Origin of the sequence: Leifsonia virtsii (assembly GCF_030433675.1) — a bacterium.
In the GTDB taxonomy this organism is placed as follows: Bacteria; Actinomycetota; Actinomycetes; order Actinomycetales; family Microbacteriaceae; genus Leifsonia; species Leifsonia virtsii.
The window spans coordinates 1,177,136-1,195,346 of the sequence record NZ_JAROCB010000001.1; the positions used below are offsets into that span (position 1 = coordinate 1,177,136).

At 71.5% G+C, this 18,211-nt stretch carries 19 protein-coding genes; 8 read left to right on the forward strand and 11 right to left on the reverse strand.

Features of this window, described 5'->3' with window-relative positions:
- Positions 1 to 41 precede the first annotated feature (41 nt).
- The 3 genes from rdgB to murI are packed head-to-tail and all read right to left on the reverse strand — an operon-like array spanning position 42 to position 2,259.
- On the reverse strand, positions 42 to 629 hold the full coding sequence (rdgB, locus tag P5G59_RS05720) for an RdgB/HAM1 family non-canonical purine NTP pyrophosphatase (protein ID WP_301216848.1): 588 nt from the start codon (positions 627 to 629) through the stop codon (positions 42 to 44).
- A 2-nt stretch (positions 630 to 631) separates the two neighbouring features.
- Positions 632 to 1,390 (reverse strand): ribonuclease PH, encoded by a 759-nt coding sequence (rph, locus tag P5G59_RS05725; protein ID WP_301216850.1) that lies wholly within the window; start codon positions 1,388 to 1,390, stop codon positions 632 to 634.
- A 50-nt stretch (positions 1,391 to 1,440) separates the two neighbouring features.
- Positions 1,441 to 2,259 (reverse strand): glutamate racemase, encoded by an 819-nt coding sequence (murI, locus tag P5G59_RS05730; RefSeq protein ID WP_301216852.1) that lies wholly within the window; start codon positions 2,257 to 2,259, stop codon positions 1,441 to 1,443.
- Between the two features lie 63 nt (positions 2,260 to 2,322).
- Here murI and P5G59_RS05735 point away from each other — a divergent pair, with 63 nt between their 5' ends.
- Positions 2,323 to 3,642: a nicotinate phosphoribosyltransferase gene (locus tag P5G59_RS05735; protein ID WP_301216854.1), complete on the forward strand. Its 1,320-nt coding sequence runs from the start codon at positions 2,323 to 2,325 to the stop codon at positions 3,640 to 3,642.
- Between the two features lie 3 nt (positions 3,643 to 3,645).
- Here the strand turns inward: P5G59_RS05735 and P5G59_RS05740 are convergent, their stop codons facing one another.
- From P5G59_RS05740 to P5G59_RS05750, 3 genes are read right to left on the reverse strand one after another with little or no spacing between them, the layout of a single operon-like run.
- Positions 3,646 to 3,933, reverse strand: a complete 288-nt coding sequence (locus P5G59_RS05740; protein ID WP_301216856.1) for a DUF3039 domain-containing protein — start codon at positions 3,931 to 3,933, stop codon at positions 3,646 to 3,648.
- 25 nt (positions 3,934 to 3,958) lie between these two features.
- The gene (locus tag P5G59_RS05745) at positions 3,959 to 5,536 is read right to left on the reverse strand and encodes a hypothetical protein (RefSeq protein ID WP_301216858.1); all 1,578 of its coding nucleotides are present in this window, start codon (positions 5,534 to 5,536) and stop codon (positions 3,959 to 3,961) included.
- Positions 5,512 to 6,642 (reverse strand): ABC transporter ATP-binding protein, encoded by a 1,131-nt coding sequence (locus tag P5G59_RS05750; RefSeq protein ID WP_435871238.1) that lies wholly within the window; start codon positions 6,640 to 6,642, stop codon positions 5,512 to 5,514. Before P5G59_RS05750 ends, P5G59_RS05745 begins: the two co-directional genes overlap by 25 nt.
- A 286-nt stretch (positions 6,643 to 6,928) precedes the next feature.
- Here P5G59_RS05750 and P5G59_RS05755 point away from each other — a divergent pair, with 286 nt between their 5' ends.
- From P5G59_RS05755 to P5G59_RS05780, 6 genes are all read left to right on the forward strand, one after another.
- Entirely contained in the window at positions 6,929 to 7,621 is a 693-nt protein-coding gene (locus tag P5G59_RS05755; protein ID WP_301216861.1) for a phosphocholine cytidylyltransferase family protein, read from the forward strand.
- A 71-nt stretch (positions 7,622 to 7,692) separates the two neighbouring features.
- The gene (locus P5G59_RS05760) at positions 7,693 to 8,556 is read left to right on the forward strand and encodes an ABC transporter permease (protein WP_301217011.1); all 864 of its coding nucleotides are present in this window, start codon (positions 7,693 to 7,695) and stop codon (positions 8,554 to 8,556) included.
- The gene (locus tag P5G59_RS05765) at positions 8,557 to 9,291 is read left to right on the forward strand and encodes an ABC transporter ATP-binding protein (RefSeq protein WP_301216863.1); all 735 of its coding nucleotides are present in this window, start codon (positions 8,557 to 8,559) and stop codon (positions 9,289 to 9,291) included.
- Between the two features lie 137 nt (positions 9,292 to 9,428).
- Positions 9,429 to 9,746, forward strand: a complete 318-nt coding sequence (locus tag P5G59_RS05770; protein WP_301216865.1) for a hypothetical protein — start codon at positions 9,429 to 9,431, stop codon at positions 9,744 to 9,746.
- A 147-nt stretch (positions 9,747 to 9,893) separates the two neighbouring features.
- A complete protein-coding gene (locus P5G59_RS05775; protein ID WP_301216867.1) occupies positions 9,894 to 10,208 on the forward strand; it encodes a helix-turn-helix domain-containing protein in 315 nt (104 codons plus the stop codon).
- Between the two features lie 75 nt (positions 10,209 to 10,283).
- Positions 10,284 to 11,261, forward strand: a complete 978-nt coding sequence (locus P5G59_RS05780) for a hypothetical protein (RefSeq protein WP_301216869.1) — start codon at positions 10,284 to 10,286, stop codon at positions 11,259 to 11,261.
- 12 nt (positions 11,262 to 11,273) lie between these two features.
- On the opposite strand, the gene P5G59_RS05785 is transcribed toward P5G59_RS05780, so the two are convergent.
- The 4 genes from P5G59_RS05785 to P5G59_RS05800 form a co-directional block, all read right to left on the reverse strand.
- A complete protein-coding gene (locus P5G59_RS05785) occupies positions 11,274 to 12,158 on the reverse strand; it encodes a glycosyltransferase family 2 protein (RefSeq protein ID WP_301216871.1) in 885 nt (294 codons plus the stop codon).
- Positions 12,151 to 12,969: a CDP-alcohol phosphatidyltransferase family protein gene (locus P5G59_RS05790; RefSeq protein ID WP_301216872.1), complete on the reverse strand. Its 819-nt coding sequence runs from the start codon at positions 12,967 to 12,969 to the stop codon at positions 12,151 to 12,153. The genes P5G59_RS05785 and P5G59_RS05790 overlap by 8 nt, the downstream gene beginning before the upstream one ends.
- 2 nt (positions 12,970 to 12,971) lie before the next feature.
- Complete coding sequence (locus tag P5G59_RS05795; RefSeq protein WP_301216873.1) at positions 12,972 to 14,015, reverse strand: glycosyltransferase family 2 protein; 1,044 nt, start codon at positions 14,013 to 14,015, stop codon at positions 12,972 to 12,974.
- A 159-nt stretch (positions 14,016 to 14,174) separates the two neighbouring features.
- A complete protein-coding gene (locus P5G59_RS05800; protein ID WP_301216874.1) occupies positions 14,175 to 15,950 on the reverse strand; it encodes a S1C family serine protease in 1,776 nt (591 codons plus the stop codon).
- Positions 15,951 to 16,095: 145 nt separating this feature from the next.
- On the opposite strand from P5G59_RS05800, the gene P5G59_RS05805 reads away from it, so the two are divergent.
- Positions 16,096 to 17,292 carry a pyridoxal phosphate-dependent aminotransferase gene (locus P5G59_RS05805; RefSeq protein ID WP_301216876.1) on the forward strand — a complete coding sequence of 399 codons (1,197 nt, stop codon included), beginning with the start codon at positions 16,096 to 16,098 and terminating at the stop codon, positions 17,290 to 17,292.
- 69 nt (positions 17,293 to 17,361) lie between these two features.
- Here the strand turns inward: P5G59_RS05805 and P5G59_RS05810 are convergent, their stop codons facing one another.
- Positions 17,362 to 18,198: a carbon-nitrogen hydrolase family protein gene (locus P5G59_RS05810; RefSeq protein WP_301217012.1), complete on the reverse strand. Its 837-nt coding sequence runs from the start codon at positions 18,196 to 18,198 to the stop codon at positions 17,362 to 17,364.
- Between the last annotated feature and the right edge of the window lie 13 nt (positions 18,199 to 18,211).

The window sequence follows — 18,211 nt, forward strand, 5'->3', positions numbered from 1 at the left end:
GCCCGCCAGGGCCGCGGCCTAGTTGGGAATGAGTGCCGTTCTCAGCCGAGGTCGCGCAGTGCCGGGGCGATGGCCGCGAGGGCGCGGGCGCGGTGGCTGTCGGCGTTCTTCTGCTCCGCCGACAGCTCGGCCGCGGTCGCCTCGCCGCCGTCGGGAACGAAGATCGGGTCGTAGCCGTGGCCGTTCCCACCGCGCGCCTCGCGTGCGATCCGGCCCGGCCAGATGCCCTGCACCACGGTCGGCTCCCCGCCGGGGGCGACCAGCGCCAGCGTCGCGGTGAAGTGCGCGCCGCGGTCGGTGTCCGGGATGTCGGCGAGCTGGTCGAGCAGCAGCCGCAGGTTCGCCTGGGCGTCGCCGTGCGCACCGGCCCATCGGGCGGAGAAGATGCCGGGGGCGCCACCCATCACGTCCACGCAGATGCCGGAGTCGTCGGCGAGCGCCGGGAGGCCGGTGTGCTCCGCCGCGGCGCGCGCCTTGATCAGCGCGTTCTCCTCGAAGCTGGTGCCGTCCTCCACCGGCTCGGGGCCGTCGTAGGTGACGATCTCGAGCCCGGGAACGGCGGCGCCTAGCAGCTGCTGGAACTCCCGTGCCTTGTGCGGGTTGTGCGTGGCGAGGACGACGCGGACCACGCTCAGCCCTCCGCGGGGGCCGCCGCCGCAGGGGCGAGCGCGGCGGCCTGGATGCCGGCGAGCTCGGTCGTGCCGCCGAGCGCCAGGTCGAGCAGCGCGTTCAGCTCGTTCCGGTCGAACGGCGCGCCCTCGGCGGTGCCCTGCACCTCGACGAACAGGCCGCGGCCGGTGACGACGACGTTCATGTCGGTCTCGGCGCGCACGTCCTCCACGTAGGCGAGGTCGAGCATGGGCGTTCCGTCGATGATGCCGACCGAGACGGCGGAGACCGAGTCGATCAGCGGCGTCGCCTTCTGGCCGATGAAGCGGTGCTCCCGGCCCCACTCCAGCGCCTCGGCGAGCGCGAGATAGGCGCCGGTGATCGCCGCGGTGCGGGTGCCGCCGTCGGCCTGGAGCACGTCGCAGTCGAGAACGATCGTGTTCTCGCCGAGGGCCTTCATGTCGACGACCGCGCGCAGGCTGCGGCCGACGAGACGGCTGATCTCGTGGGTGCGGCCGCCGACGCGTCCCTTGACCGACTCGCGGTCCATGCGCTCGTTGGTGGAGCGCGGGAGCATGGCGTACTCGGCGGTGACCCAGCCGCGGCCCTTGCCCGACATCCAGCGCGGGACGCCGTTGGTGAACGACGCGGTGCACAGCACCTTGGTGTTGCCGAAGGAGATGAGGGCCGACCCCTCCGCCTGCGTGCTCCAGCCGCGCTCGATGGTCACCGGTCGGAGCTGGTCGGGGGTGCGCCCGTCGGCGCGGGTGATGTCGGTCACTTCGGACTCCTCGATGGGGATGGACGGGGTGGCGGGATGGACGATGCGGCTCAGAAGGGCAGCTCGATGACGCCGGTCTGCACCAGGTCGACGCGCGAGACCTCCGGGCCGATGAACCGGTGCGCCAGACGCAGGAAGTAGTCGGCGTCGGTACCGGTGGCCTCGTAGCGGATGGTCGGCGGCAGCGGGGAACGGCGCTCCAGCCCCTGGCCGACGAGGGTGCGGTAGACGTCTTTGGCGGTTTCGGTGTCGCTCGAGACGAGCGAGACCCCCTCGCCCATCACATAGGAGATCGCACCCTTGAGGAACGGGTAGTGCGTGCAGCCGAGCACGAGCGTGTCGATGTCGGCGTCGCGCAGCGGGCGCAGGTACTCGGCGGTCACCCGCAGCACCTCGTCGCCGCTGGTGATCCCGGCCTCGACGAATTCGACGAAGCGCGGGCACGCCTGGGTGAACAGGTCGAGCGTCGGGGCGGCGGCGAAGGCGTCCTCGTAGGCGCGCGAGGCGATGGTGCCGACCGTGCCGATGACGCCGACACGGCCGGTGCGCGTCGCCGCGACGGCCCGGCGAACGGCCGGCTGGATGACCTCGATGACGGGCACGTCGTACCGCTCGCGCGCATCCCGCAGCACGGCGGAGGACGCGGTGTTGCAGGCGATCACGAGCAGCTTCACGCCCTGCTCGACCAGGAAGTCGAGCACCTCGAGCGAGTACTGGCGCACCTCGGCGATTGGCTTGGGGCCGTATGGCGAGTGCGCCGTGTCGCCGACGTAGAGCAGGGACTCGTTCGGCAGCTGATCGCGGATCGCGCGGGCGACGGTGAGCCCGCCGACTCCCGAGTCGAAGATCCCAATCGGCGCATCCGTCACAGCAGACCAGCCTACCCGCCCGGGCCGGGACGGCGCTGTGCACGCGTGAGTAGGCTGAACGGCGTGACCGAGACCAGCGCGTCCTCCGCCCTCCTGACCGATCGCTACGAGCTCACGATGCTCGACGCGGCACTGCTCGCCGGCACGCACGAGCGCGAATGCGTGTTCGAGGCGTTCACCCGCCGGCTTCCGGCCGGCCGGCGCTACGGCGTGCTCGCCGGAACGGGACGCCTACTGGAGCTGATCGAGCAGTTCCGCTTCGGCGACGCCGAGCTGCAGTTCCTGCGCGACAACGACGTCGTGCGCGACGAGACGCTCGACTGGCTCGCCGACTACCGCTTCTCCGGCACGATCCGCGGCTACCGGGAGGGCGAGCTGTTCTTCCCCGGGTCGCCGTTCCTGGTCGTGGATGCTCCCTTCGCCGAGGGCGTCATCCTGGAGACCCTACTGCTCAGCGTCTTCAACTACGACTCGGCGGTCGCATCGGCGGCCGCGCGCATGGTGTCGGCGGCGGTGGGCCGCCCGCTGGCCGAGATGGGGTCGCGACGCGCCAGCGAACGGTCGGCGGTCGCGGCGGCGCGCGCGGCGTTCATCGCGGGTTTCTCCGCCACGTCGAACCTGGAGGCGGGGCGCACCTGGGGCGTCCCGACCATGGGCACCGCGGCGCACGCGTTCACCCTGCTGCACGACACCGAGGAGGCCGCCTTCCGCGCGCAGGTGGACGCGCTCGGCCCCGGCACGACGCTCCTGGTGGACACGTTCGACGTCGAGAAGGCGATCGAGACGGCCGTGAAGGTGGCGGGCCCAGAGCTCGGCGCCGTCAGGCTCGACTCGGGCGACCTCCCGAAGCTCGTCAAGCAGGTGCGCGAGCAGCTCGACTCGCTCGGCGCGACGAAGACCCGCATCACCGTCACGAACGACCTCGACGAGTTCACGATCGCGGCCCTGGCCGCCTCCCCCGTCGACTCCTACGGCGTCGGCACGTCGGTCGTCACCGGCTCCGGCTACCCGGCCTCCGGGATGGTGTACAAGCTGGTGGCGCACCGCCGCGCCGACGGCGAGGGCGAGTGGATCCCGGTGGCCAAGAAGTCGGAGCACAAGGCGAGCGTCGGCGGCCGCAAGCACCCGATCCGCCGCCTCGACGCGTCCGGCACCGCGGTCGCCGAGGTCGTGCACATCGTCGAGAAGGGCGACACCCCCGACGACACCGGGCGCGACCTGCTCGTGCCGCTCATCACCGACGGCGAGGTGCATCGCGAGCACCTGGGCGCGGAGGGGACGCGGCGGGCGCGCGAGCACCGCGAGCTCGCGATGCGGGAGCTTCCGGACGAGGCGTTCCGGCTCGGCCGGGGAGACCCCGTGCTGCCGACGATCTTCGAGTGAGGGCTACTCGTCCTTCAGCTTCTCGTAGATCTCGCGGCAGGTGGGGCAGACCGGGAACCGCTCCGGATCGCGGTTCGGCGTCCACATCTTGCCGCACAGCGCCTTGACCGGCTTGCCGGTGACCGCAGACTCGAGGATCTGCTCCTTCTTCACGTAGTGCGAGAAGCGCTCGTGGTCGCCCGGCTCCTGGTTCTGCAGCAGCTCTTCGAGCTCACGGTCGAGCGTCGTCGTCCCACCGCCGGAGGGAAGCCCGTCGGGCCCGCCCGGCTCGGTGATGCTCGCGTCGTTCATGCCTCCAGTGTAGACGCGCGGGACGTCAGTCGTTCCGGTTGGCGAACGCCATCAGCTCCGGCCCGCGGCGGTCGAACACGCGACCGCCGAGCCACAGGCCGAGGAACAGCGTCCCGAACCCGATCAGCACCGCGACGACCGGCGCGATCGCCAGCCAGAAGGCGTTGACCGTGAGCCCGAGCACCAGGAACACGAGCACCGGCGAGGCGAGGATCACGATGGCGAAGAAGCTGAGCGCCTGCACCGTCGCAGCCGACGCGCCGGAGGTCTGCGGCTGCGTGAACGCGCTGTCGCCGGGCTTCGTGGCCGGGTACGGGAGGAGCACCGAGGTGATGCTGGAGAGCCCGAGGCCGATCACGAGGATCGCCCCGCTCAGGGCCGCGACGGAGGGCAGGACCGCCCAGTCGCCGAACGCGATCGTGGTCGCGATCGAGCCGACGACGAGCACCGGGATGCCGACGACGACCGGCGGGAACATGCGCCCCGCGCGGTCGGCGATGCCCCGGGTGCCGGAGACCAGGTGCAGCCAGATCGCGGTGCTGTCGAACGCCAGGTCGTTGTGGATGCTCCAGCCGAGGAACAGGCACACCAGCGGAAGCGGCACGAGCGCGACGTAGTGCGCCGGCAGGCCGGCGAGGATCAGCACGACGATCACGCAGATCGGGATGACGGGGATGAGCACGATCGACACCCAGTACCGGGCGTCACGGCCCCAGTAGGTCATCGAGCGCGCGGCGATGGCGGCGGTCGGACCGCCGGGCAGCCGGTCGAACCAGCCGAGGCCGCGGTACGCCTTCGAGTGCCCCTCGCGCTCCGGTGTCGCGACGACCCGGCCCACGAGGCCGACCCAGGCGAGCCACAGCAGGCCGACGGTGGCGAGGGCGATCAGCAGCTGCAGCAGCGCGGCGCCCCACTCCCCCTGCGCCGCCGCGCCGGGGGCGGACCAGGCCGCGCCGAGCGGCGTCCACGACAGCCAGCCGGCGGCGCCGGTCAGCGCGCCGAACCCGTCCCGCGCCCAGTCGACGGTCAGCAGGAGCAGCACCACCGAGCCGATGATCAGGAGCACCAGGATGCCGACGACACCTCCCGCCTCGCGCGAGCGGCGCGTGGCGAACAGCACGTGCGCGATCGCTGTCGTCACCCGCGAGGCCACCACGCAGGTGAGCACCCCGGCGGCGGCGGCGATCAGAGCGACCAGCACGGTCGCCGGGTTCTGCGACCAGGTGACGACCGTCGCGGCGGCGCACACGATGAGCACGAGCGACGGGATGCCGATCAGCCCGGCGAGCAGCAGCCCGGTGGCGAGCGTCCGGTTCGGGATGCCGAACAGTGCGAACTCGCGCGGGTCGAGCGTGTCGTCGACTCCGAACAGCAGCGGGAGCAGCGCGAACCCGAGCACCGCGACGGCGCCGATCACGACGACGACGCTGTGGGTCGCCGACACGTCGGTGACCAGGCGCGCGGTCACGAGCGACCCGACGACGAGCACGGTGATGAACGCCCCGTAGAGCAGCCCGATCACGAGGCCGAAGACCTGCCACGGGCTTCGCCGGAAGGCGTTGCCCATGATCCGCAGCTTCACTCCGAGAAACTGTGCAACCACTCCATGCCTTCCGCTGCCTTCCGACCGCCGGCGAGGTCGACGAAGCGCTCCTCGAGCGTCTGCTCGCCGCGCACCTCGTCGATCGTGCCGGCGGCGAGCACCTGACCGCGGACGATGATGGCGACGCTGTCGCAGACGCGCTGGATCATGTCCATTCCGTGACTGGAGACGACCACCGTGCCGCCCGCGGCCGTGTAACGCTGCAGGATGTCGATGATGTTGGCGGCGGAGACCGGGTCGACCGACTCGAACGGCTCGTCGAGCACCAGCAGGCGCGGCGAGTGGATCATGGCCGCGGCCAGCGCGATCTTCTTGGTCATGCCGGCGGAGTAGTCGGCGACGAGCCGGTCGAGCGCGTCGTCGATGCCGAAGGCGGCCGCGAGGTCGTCGGTCCTGGCCCGCACGGTCTTGGCGCTCAGTCCGCGCAGCGTGCCCGCGTAGCGCAGGAACTGCGCGCCGCTCAGCCGGTCGAACAGGCGCAGCTTGTCCGGGAGCACGCCGACGATGTGCTTGGCGCGCACGGGCTCGGCCCAGACATCGACGCCGTGCACGACGACGCGGCCGGCGTCCGGGCGGAGCAGTCCCGTGACGATGGACAGCGTGGTCGTCTTTCCCGCGCCGTTCGGCCCCACGATCCCGTAGAACGAGCCCTCTTTGATGTCGAGGGTCACGCCGTCGACGGCGACGGTGTCGCCGTAGCGCTTGCGCAGGCCGTCGATCGTCAGCACCGTCGGGCGCGTGTCGACCGGAGGTGCCGGAGCGGCCGGCGCGGTCGTCTCCGCGGTGCGCGCCTGCGCCGTCTTGCGCGTGCGCGGCTTCGCCGTCGTGGTCCGCGCGCGAGGCGCGCGGGTGCTCGGAGCGGCGGCCGCGGCCGCCGTCTTCGCCGGTGCTCTCTTCTTCGCCGGGCGCGCGGTCGTGCCCGCGTCGGTCTCCGTCGCCTCGGCTTCTCCCGCCCGGGTCTGCGCCGCCGTCGTGGCCTCGGCGTCCCCCGAGACCGCCGTCTCGGCCGTCTCCGCCATGGTCTCCCCCCTCTGCGGCCCCGCCGCCGCGTCCAGCGCCCCGTCCTCGACGGTCTGGGGCTCGGTACGCGCACGCTCGGAACTCACCCCGCTAACGTACCAATTCACACCAGGCTGCGTAGCCCCCGCGCGTAAGGAAGAGGCCGCTTTCCGCACCTCTTAAAACCCTGTGAGGAACATAACGACCCCCTAACGACATCCGTCAACCCCTGCCCCCGCACGGGGGCCGTCGGTATTCTGGCGGAGGCATGAAGGGGTGTCGAAACGCGTAAGCGCGGATGAATCCTGGGTGAACCTCTCCCGGGCGCAGGCCGACGGCGACCGAAGAGGCGCCGCCACCGGTCTGGTTCGCGTCGACTCAAGGAGATTGATTGTGACGACCCAGGTAGTGATTCTCGCCGCCGGCATGGGCAGCCGGCTCGGACGGAGCCTCCCGAAGCCGCTGACCGAGCTGAGCGACGGCCGCACGATCATGCAGCAGCAGTTCGACAACATCCACGCGGCCTTCGGCAAGGACGTCCAGGTCACGATCGTCGTCGGCTACAAGCTCGAGCACATCATCGAGGCGTTCCCCGACGCCGAGTTCGTCTACAACGAGCAGTACGACCAGACCAACACCTCCAAGAGCCTCATGCGCGCCCTGCAGGCCTCGGGCCCCGGCGGCGTGCTGTGGATGAACGGCGACGTCGTCTTCGACCCGGCCGTGCTCGTCCGCGGCGCCGCGAACGTGGCTCGCGACCAGACCTTCGTCACCGTCAACACCTCGTCGGTCGCCGACGAGGAGGTCAAGTACACCACCGGCACCGAGGGCTTCATCCAGGAGCTCTCCAAGACCGTGAAGAACGGTCTCGGCGAGGCCGTCGGCATCAACTACGTCTCCTCGAAGGACAAGGCCACCCTGCTGCGCCAGCTGCAGCGCGTCGGCGACCAGGATTACTTCGAGCGCGGCATCGAGCTCGCCATCGAGCAGGACCGCATGCTGGTCGAGCCGGTCGACATCTCCGACCTGTACGCGGTCGAGGTCGACTTCCAGGAGGACCTGGAGCGCGCGAATCTTTTCGTATAGTCGAAGCCGCGTGAGCACTCACGCAGTTTCGATCAATACGATGGGTTGCCGTGACCAGTATCCCGACTGAGGTGCGCCCTGCGCAGCGTTCCCGCTTCACGCGGTACCGGCACTCCCTGTGGCTGCTGACCAAGCGCGACCTGAGCGTCCGCTACTCCACCAGCGCCCTCGGCTACCTGTGGTCGATCCTCGACCCGCTGGTGATGAGCCTGATCTACTGGTTCGTCTTCACGGTCATCTTCCACCGGTCGGTCGGCGAGAACCCCTACATCGTCTTCCTGCTTGCGGCCCTGCTGCCGTGGATGTGGTTCAACGGGGCGGTGTCGGACAGCACCCGCGCGTACATCCGCGAGGCGAAGCTGATCCGCTCGACGATGATCCCGCGCACCATCTGGGTGAACCGGATCGTCGCGTCGAAGGGCATCGAGTTCCTGCTCTCGCTCCCGGTGCTCGCCGTGTTCGCGATCTTCACCGGGGCGCGGGTGAACGTCGACATCCTGCTGTTCCCGCTGGCGATCCTGATCCAGACGGTGCTGACCGTCGGCGTCGGGCTCATCGTGGCACCGCTCGTCGTGTTCTTCCGCGACCTGGAGCGCGCGGTGAAGCTGGCGCTGCGGTTCCTCTTCTACGCCTCCCCGATCATCTACAGCGCCCGCGACCTGCCGGGCGGCTGTGGCGGAGGCGTCGCGGCGAAGCACTGCGCGGCCTATGTGGCGACGCACCCCGGCGCGCAGACGGACGTGCTGTTCTCGCTGCATTTCTGGTCGGCGTTCAACCCCCTGACGGGCATCTTCAGCCTGTACCGGGCGGCGTTCTTCCCGGAGGAGCTGGACTGGTTCCTGGTCGGCGTGAGCGCGGCGATGTCGCTCGTCCTGCTCGGGATCGGCTGGGCCGTGTTCAAGCGCTTCGAGCGCGACGTGCTGAAGGAGATCTGAGTGGCACCGGTCATCGCGGTCGACGGCCTCGGCGTGCGCTTCCGCCGCAACCGCGGCGCTCGGCGCTCGTTCAAGGACCTGTTCTCGTCCCGGCAGCGCCGGTCGCGCCCGGACGACTTCTGGGCGCTCCGCGACGTCAGCTTCGATGTGCAGCCCGGTGAGGCGATCGGCGTGGTCGGCCGCAACGGCCAGGGCAAGTCGACGCTGCTGAAGCTCGTGGCGGGCGTGATGCTCCCCGACGAGGGCTCCGTGAAGGTCACCGAGGGCGTCGCTCCCCTGATCGAGATCACCGGCGGGTTCGTCGACGACCTCACCGTGCGCGACAACGTCTACCTGACGGCGGGCCTGCACGGGATGTCGCGGTCGGAGATCGACGGGCGCTTCGACGACATCATCGACTTCGCCGAGATCGGCGACTTCGTCGACACCCCGTACAAGCACCTCTCCAGCGGCATGAAGGTGCGCATCGCGTTCTCCGTGATCGCGCAGCTGGAGGAGCCGGTGCTGCTGGTGGACGAGGTGCTCGCGGTCGGCGACCGCGGCTTCCGGGAGAAGTGCTATCGCCGGATCGAGGAGCTGCTGGCGGGCGGGCGGACCCTGTTCTTCGTCTCGCACAACGAGAAGGACCTGCGCCGGTTCTGCCAGCGCGGGCTCTACCTCGACAAGGGGTCGCTGGTGCTCGACGGGCCGATCGACGACGTGCTGTCGCTTTACAACGCCGACTACGGCAGCTGAGTCGCCCCCGCGGGCCGTGCCTTCTCCACAGCGCCGAAAGGTGTCCACAGAAGAGATTTCGGCGAGTTATCCCCGGAAGTGGCATATGTGCCCGATTCCGGGCCGAGAGCGTCGGAGGGGCTGGTTAGCGTCATCGCATGAATCGACTCCGCTTTCTCCGCAGCCCTTCGCCCGCACCCCGTCCGCGCCGTTTCGCGTACCCCGTCCCCTGGCGCGTCGACCGTTCGACGGCGCCCCATCTCCGGCTCGTGAACGCCGGCCGTGAGCCGCTCAGCGGCGTCACCGTGAGCGTCTCCGGCGGCTCCCGGCTGCGTGTGAGCGGCCCGAGCTCCGTCCGGCCCGGCGAGGCGGTGCGCGCCAGCATCTCCGGCCCTGACCCCGAGCGCGACACCGTCCTGGTCGTGCGGTGGTTCCCGCCGGACGGCCGCGAGTACCTCTGGCAGATCAGCCTCTGACGGCGTTCCTCGGGCCGCCGGTCCCGGCCGCCCGAGGACGCCCCAATTGCCTGCAACGCTGGCATTTCCGGTCGGTGATGCGCGAGGTCCGCGACGCGTGGCCCAGCCGCTCTGGAGTCCCGTCCAGGCCGGCCCTTGACTGGGAGCATGAACAACACGGCCGAACCGGCGGCCAAGCTGCTCGGCGAGCGCATCAGACACGTTCGCATCCAGCTGGGCCTCAGCCAGGAGGCGATCGCCAGCCTCGCCGCCATTCACGTCACCAACTACGGGAAGATCGAGCGCGGCAACGCCAACCCGAGCCTGCTCACGATCGTGCGGATCGCCGCGGTGCTCGGCACCGACGTCGCGACGCTGACCAAGGACATCACGCGGGAGCACCTGCCCGAGGGCGTCCGTGTGCTCGCGGCGCAGGAGTTCCTCGCCGAGCGCCGGCGTCGGTCCCGCCGCTCCAAGACCTGACAGAGGCTGGGTGCTCCCCGCGAGCCCGCCGGGCGGCCGTCGACACCGCGGCAGAGCGGCCTACACTCTGTGGGGATGGCCAAGAAACAGCAACCGATCATCTCCGTCACCGGAGGCCCGGCGAAGGGCGGGGACACCCCGCGCGCCCTGGATGCGACGCTCGACCGCGTCCTCGCCATCCAGCGGCCCGTGGTGCTCGCGCACCTGCGCAGCATCCGCCGCCGGAACCCCGACGCCACCGCGGAGGAGCTCGCACGCATCCTGGAGCGGCGCTACATCGCCGCGGTGACCAGCGGCGGCGCGGCGGTCGGTGCGACGGCCGTCATCCCGGCCATCGGGACCGGCGTGACGCTCGCGCTCTCCGGGGTCGAGACCGCCGGCTTCCTGGAGGCGACCGCGCTGTACGCCCAGTCCATGAGCGAGCTGCACGGCATCGCGGTCGACGACCCGGAGCGCGCGCGGGCGCTCGTGCTCACCATGATGCTCGGCCGAGAGGGCTCCGACCTGGTGCGCCAGCTCGCCGGGCAGTTCGGCGGCGGCGGCGTGACGCGCACGGCGTACTGGGGCGAGCTGGTGACCTCCAGCCTCCCCGCCATGGTGGTCGGGCCGCTGGTCGACAAGCTGAAGAGCACCTTCATCCGCCACTCCGCGGTGCGCGGCGGTGCGAGCATGCTGGCCCGCGCGATCCCGTTCGGGGTGGGCGCGGTCATCGGCGGCGCCGGGAACAACATCCTGGGCCGCCGCGTCGTGCAGAACGCCCGGCTCGGCTTCGGACCGGCGCCGCTGGTCATCCCGGAGTCGCTGACTCCCGTCGAGGGCCCCGGAGCGGTCCGTCGTCTCGGCTCGGCGACGGGCGGCGGCGTGGTGCGCCTCGGCCGTGCGACCGGCGAGCGCGCCGCGCGCGTGGGAAAGGCGCTGGGCTCGGCCGTGCCCCGGCGGACCAAGCGCGGCGCGGAGACGGAGGAAGCGCCGCGCGGGCCGCTCGCGCTCCCGCCGGCCTCGAGCGCCCCGGAGGACCCGGACACCGCGCTCCGCGCCGCCAGCGGCGAGTGAGCGCGTGTCGGGTCAGATGACCGGCGGCCGCCCGGCTGCGGTCATCCGGGCGACGGTGCGCCAGCGCAGCGGGCGACGCTCGCCCGGATCGGCGCGCCAGCCCTCGGCCCAGCCGCCGAACCAGGCTCGCAGCACCGCGGGCTTGCGGAACCACCGCAGCAGCTGGATGCCGGTCCACGACCCGACGTAGAGCGGGACGAGCACGGCAGGCAGGTTGCGGCGGGCGAGCCAGACCCGGTTCCGCGCGTTGAGCCGGTAATAGTACGAGTGCCGCGTCGGCGACACGGACGGGTGCTCCGCCACCAGGTCGCCCGCGTACCAGACGCGCTTGCCCTGGTCCCACACCTTCCAGGCCAGGTCGATGCCCTCGTGCGCGTAGAAGAACGGGTCCGCCCAGCCGCCCGCGCGTTCGAACACCTCCCGCGGGAGCACCACGGCCGCCTCCAGCACGGCGAACACGTTGCTGGAGCGCTCCGGGTCGCCCTTGCGGATGCGCGGGATCCAGCGCCGCGGCGACGGCGAGCCGTCGGGCACGCGCAGGCGGGGCTGCAGCATCCCGATGCCCGGATCCGCCTGCAGCTTGGCGACGGCGTCGGCCAGGAACGTGGGCGACGGGATGTCGGCGTCGTCGTCGAGGAAGAACAGCCACTCCCCCGTGACGAGCGGGACGCCCGCGTTGCGTCCGGCCGGGATGCCGACGTTCTCCGGCAGCGCCAGGGTGCGCACGCCCTCCGGGAGTGCCGGGTCGGCCGTCGCCGGATCCCAGCCGTTGCCCACCACGACGATGTCGGTGGTGACGCCGTGCTGGGCGAGCACCGAGTCCACGCCGCGGCGCAGCTCGGCCGGCCGGGCGCCCTGTGTGAGCACCACGACCGCGACGGCCGGCTGGTCAGCCACGGACCCGCCGCGACGCCATGATGGTCACGAAGTGGCCGATCAGCGCGAGGATCGACAGCGGCACGAGAGCGGACAGCAGGATGCGGTCGGCCAGCGTGGACCCGATGAACAGCCCGACGATCGAGAACACGAAGATCAGGATCGTCAGCTCGACCGAGTGGTACAGCCGGTGGAACGGCAGGAAGCGCGCAGCGCGGCGCAGCGTGGCGACGACGCCGTGGGTCGGCGCGTACTCCGACTGCGTGTCGGCGAGCTTCGGCAGGCCCGCGTTCGCCCGGGCGACCCGCACCATGTCGTTGAGCGCCTTATTGAGCACGATCACGAGCGCCAGCAGGGTGCCGAGGTTCGTCCAGAGGAAGTCCTCCGGCGCCTGGAACGGGTAGCCGGCTGCGCGGATGCCGAGCACGATCGCGATCAGCGTCTCGGTCGAGTAGTGGCCGACGTTGTCGAGGAAGATGCCGGCGGGAGACGAGGTGCCGCGCCAGCGGGCCACCTCGCCGTCGCAGCAGTCGACCAGCATCTGCAGCTGGCCGAGCACCAGCGCGAGGGCGGCGCCCGCGATGCCGGGGATCAGCAGGGAGGCGGCGGTCGCCCATCCCGTCAGGATCATCAGGCCGGTGACGCCGTTCGCCGAGATCGAGGTCTTCAGCAGGAACCAGGTCAGGTACGGCGAGAGGTTGCGCAGGTACAGCGACGCGGTCCAGTGCTCGGCGTTGCGGCGTCCGCGCACCTCCGGCGGCTGGGCGACGGCCCGGAGCTCGGCGATGGAGGTGGGGCGGGCGCCGTGTGCGGCTGCTCCGGGTGCGGACATGCCTACCTTCCCGTGTGGGCTGTGATGTTGCGGGTGAGCGACAGGTATCCGAGGACGAAGCCGATCCCCCAGCTGAAGTGGATGCACGGCAAGACTACGAGAAACCAGAGGAACGGGCGAAAGCCGTCGCGCCGGCCCCAGACCAGGGCGGAGACGACCACGATGACGAGGTACAGCAGCGGCGCGGCGAAACCCCAGAGCAGCCACGGGGTCGCCCCGAGAGCCGCCTGCACGATCCCGGCGATGCCGAGCAGCGTGCCGACGGTGACGCCGATCACCATGACCGGAGGCGCGAAGTAGCGGAGGCCGTTCGAGGCGGGGAAGCGGCGGGCGAGCTCGCCGCGCCAGATGCCGGTGGAGAAGAACTGGCGCGCCAGGCGGTACAGGTTCGGCCGGGGACGGTAGGTCACCTTCAGCCGCGGCGTGAACCAGACGGTGCCGCCGGCAGTGCGGATGCGGCGGTTCAGCTCCCAGTCCTGCCCGCGTTTGATCTCCTCGTCGAACAGGCCGACCTCGAGTAGCCGGTCACGGCGGAAGACGCCGAGGTACACGGTCTCGGCAGGCCCCGCCTCGCCGCCGACGTGCAGCTTGGTGCCGCCGAGGCCGACCCTGCTGCCGTAGGCGCGCGCGACGGCGCGCTCGAAGTCGGTGGTGCCCTGCGCGTCCATCAGTCCGCCGACGTTGTCGGCGCCGGTCTCGAGCATGGTCTCGACCGCGATGCGGGCGTACTCGGGCGGGAGGACGCTGTGGGCGTCGACGCGGATCACGATCGGGTACTGCGACTCCCGGATGGCCAGGTTGAGCCCCGCGGGCGTGGAGCCGACGACGTTGTCCACGACGCGGATGCGGTCGTCGACGGCCGCCAGCTCCTCGACCAGTTCGGTGGTGCCGTCCATGCTCGGGCCGAGGGCGATGGTCACCTCGAAAGGCCCCGCGTAGTCCTGCGCCAGGAGGCTGTCGACGGCGGCGCGCACGTGGGTGACCTCGTTGAGCACGGGCATCACGTATGAGACACCGGGGAGGGTGTTCATGGCGGGGTCCGGCATCTGGTCCTTCGGTCGTACGGGTCGGCGTCGAGCCTATCAGCCGCCCCTGCGACGAGCCCGGGAGGAACGGCGGAGGGCCGCCCCGCGTGTGCGGGACGGCCCTCCGGGCGCTTCCGGGCCGCCCCGCGTGTGCGGGACGGCCCTCCGGGCGCTTCCGGGTCACTCCGCCGGGAGCGATCCCAGCGTCACCGAGGCGGTCTTGGTCTGGCCGTCGCGGATGTAGGTGACATCCACCTTGGCGCCCGCGGCCTGTGCCCGCACCTGGGCGGTCAGGTCGGTCGCGTCGGTGATCGGCGTGTTGCCGAAGTTGACCACGACGTCGCCGGCCTTCAGGCCCGCGCTCGCGGCGGCGCCGCCCGACGTGACGTTCTTGATCAGGGCGCCGACCGTCGTCGCGTTGCTGTCGCTGCTCGCGTCGGCGACCGACGCGCCGAGCAGACCGTGGCTGGCCGACCCGTTCTTGATGATCTCGTCGGAGATGCGCTTGGCGAGGTTGGACGGGATCGCGAAGCCGACGCCGATGCTGCCCGACTGGGAGCCGTCGGAGCTGGAGCCGCCCGCGCTGGCGATGGCGACGTTGACGCCGATCAGCTGGCCCTTGTCGTTCAGCAGCGCGCCGCCGGAGTTGCCGGGGTTGATGGACGCGTCGGTCTGGATGACCGGCAGCGAGATCGTGCCCTGCGACTGCTGCTGCTGTTGCTGCTGCTGGCCGCCCTGTCCGGGGAAGTCGAAGTTGAACGGGTTCTGGCTGCCGCCGTTGCCGTTGCCGTCGCTGTTGGAGTCGCCCTTCGGGGCGGCCGACGAGGCGATGCTGATGCTCCGGTTGAGGGCGGAGACGATGCCGTCGGTGACGGTGCCGGAGAGGCCGAGCGGGGCGCCGATGGCGACCGTCGTGCTCCCGACGTTCAGCTTGCTGGAGTCGCCCCAGGTCATCGGGGTCATGCCGGACGCCTTGTCGAGCTTGATCACCGCGAGGTCGGTCGTCGGGTCGGTGCCGACGAGCTTGGCGGTGTAGATCTTGCCGTCGTTGTCGGTCACCGTGATGCTGACGTTCGACGCCTGGCCGTCGAGCGTGACGACGTGCGTGTTGGTGAGCACGTAGCCGTCGCTGGTCAGGACGATGCCGGAGCCGGTGCCGCCGGAGCTCGACGCGCTCACCGAGATGGTCACGACGCTGGGCGACGCCTTGGCGGCGACGGCCGTGACGGTCGTGGCGTTGTTCGCGTCGTTCACCGTGATGTTCTGCGGGCCGGACACGGTCTTGATCGTGGCGTTGCCGCCGTCGGTGGCAGCGTAGAGGCCGACCCCGGCGCCGGCGCCGGCGATGCCGCCGACGAGTGCGCCGATCGCGAGCGTCGCGATGATGAGGCCGGTGTTGCCGCGCTTGGCCGGCTTCTGGGCCGGCGCGGCGCCCGGGGTGCCGGGAGCGCCCGGGGTGCCGGGAGCGGTGGCGTAGGGCTGCTGGTGGCCGTTCGGGGCGTAGGGCTGCTGGCCGTAACCGGCGGGCTGGCCGAAGGAGCCGTTGCCGTAGTTCGGCTGCTGCTGACCGTACGGCTGGCCGTAGGGCTGCGGGTGCACGGGCTGCGTCGGCTGAGTGTGCTGCGCGGCCGGCTGCACCGGCGCGGGCTGCGGGACGGTCGGCTGCTGCGCCGTCGGCTGGTAGTCGGCGGGCTGCTGCGCGGCCGGCTGGTGCTCGATCGGCTGCTGCGGGACCGTCGGCTGCACCGCGGTCGGCTGCGACGCGGTGTCCTGGGCGGCGGGCGCGGCGGGCGCGGGGGTCTCGAGGTTCTCGACCGGGGCGGCGGCCTCGGTGTGCTGAGGGGCCGTCGTCTCGGCGGCGGGGGCCTGCTCGGTGCCTGCAGCATCCACGACCGCGTCGGTGTCGGCGTCGTGCTGGGGCTTCGCGGGCTCCGGGGTGTTCGGGGTGTCGGTCATGGTGTTGCTCCTTCCAAGCACGAACAGCTTGGGATGCCAACCTGAGCGTTCTCTTTCCCGATGCTGTGGACGACCTTCTGCAAGTCGATGACTCTCCACAACGTAACCGATGGGTGCGATGGGAGTAAGGCCGTACGGTGGATCCATGACGATTCCCGGAGCCTGGCGCCGCGCCGCCGAGGGCGCGGGGCTGCTCGGCGCCGACGGCTCCGTGCGGCCCACCATCTTCGCCGAGATGAGCGCGCTGGCCGTGCGCACGGGCGCGATCAACCTCGGCCAGGGCTTCCCCGACGAGGACGGCCCCGCCGAGGTGCTGGACGCCGCGGTCGCGGCCATCCGCGGCGGCGAGAACCAGTACCCGCCCGGGATGGGCATCCGCGATCTGCGCCTGGCCGTCGCCGAGCACCAGCGGCGGTTCTACGGCCACGAGGTCGACCCCGACCGGGAGGTGCTCATCACCGCCGGCGCCACGGAAGCCATCGCGGCGACCCTGCTCGCTCTCCTGGAGCCCGGCGACGAGGTCGTCACGTTCGAGCCGTACTACGACGAGTACGGCGCCGTCATCGCCCTCGCCGGCGGGGAGCATCGCACCGTCCCGCTCGAGCCGCCCACGTTCCGGCCCGACCTCGACCGGCTGCGCGACACCGTGACCGACCGGACGCGGGTCATCCTGGTGAACACCCCGCACAATCCCACCGGCGCGGTGCTCGACCGCGAGACCCTCTCCGTGATCGTGGAGCTGGCCGAGCGGCACGACGCCGTCATCGTCACCGACTCGGTGTACGAGCACCTGACCTTCGGGCCGGAGCACATCCCGCTCGAGTCGCTGCCCGGAGCACGGGAGCGCACGGTCGCCATCTCGTCCGGCGGCAAGACCTTCAACACGACGGGCTGGAAGGTCGGCTGGCTCACCGCGCCGCCTGCGCTCGTGACAGCCGTGCTCGCCGTGAAGCAGTTCCTGACCTACGTGAACGGCGCGCCCTTCCAGCCGGCGATCGCCGCAGGGCTCCGGCTGCCCGACGCCTACTTCCGCGGCATCGCCGAGACGCTCGCGCACAAGCGCGACATCCTCTCCGACGGCCTGCGGGCGGCAGGCTTCGGCGTGTTCCCGAGCGACGGGACCTACTTCGTGGTCGCCGACGCCGCGCCGCTAGGGTTCCCGGACGCCGTGGAGCTGTGCCGGACGCTGCCCGAGCTCACCGGGGTGGTCGCCGTGCCGCTCGGCGCGTTCAGCCGCGGCGAGTACGCCGCGCGCACCGCATCCCTGGTCCGGTTCGCGTTCTGCAAGCGCGCCGAGGTGCTGGAGGAGGCCGCCCGCCGCCTGTCGGCGCTGCCGCGCTGAGCATCGAGGGGACGCGACACGCCGTGAACGCGCCGGCATAGCGGCGTGTCGCGTCCCACGGCTGCGGCGTCAGCGCGCGACGACGCGGTAACGGCGCAGCGCCAGCGCGGGGTTCCGCTCGCGCACCTCGCGGATGCGGGCGGTCGAAACCTCCGCCACGGCGACTCCGGTCGTCTCGCCGAGGCCGGCGACCGTGACGCCCATCGGGTCCACGATCGCGCTCGAGCCGACGCCGATCGACGGCGGGTGGTCCGCCGCGGCGACGTACAGCGTGTTCTCGATCGCGCGCGCGGCGAGCAGGGTCGTCCAGTGGAACTCCTTGAGCGGCCCGCGCACCCATTCCGCCGGCACCGCGACGAGGTCGGCTCCCGCGTCCGCGAGGCGGCGCGTGACCTCCGGGAAGCGCAGGTCGAAGCAGGTCTGCAGGCCCACGGTCACGCCGTCGACCGCGAACATCTGCGGCTCCTCGACCGGGCCGGGCACGACCCACTCCGACTCCCGAGCGCCGAACGCGTCGTAGAGGTGCTGCTTCCGGTAGGTCGCCAGCACATCGCCCGAGTCCCCCACCGCGACGAGCGTGTTGGAGAACTTGCGCGCCTCATCCGTGCGCTCCACGAGCCCTGCCACCACCGTGACGCCGTGCTCGCGGGCCGCTGCGGCGAGCCCGCCGACGAACTCGCCGTCGAGCGGCTCCGCGTTGCGGGCGAACGACGGCCCGAGCGGGTCGGTGAAGTACGACGCGTACTCCGGCAGCACGGCCAGCCGGGCGCCGCGGGAGGCGGCCACCGCGATCAGGCCGGCCACCACATCCCGGTTGTGAACGCGGTCCTCCCCCGGCGCGAACTGCACGACCGCGACGCCGATGCTCCGCCCCTCGACGGTCAGCTCGGCCGGCCGGTCGCTCACGGCGCCACGCTCG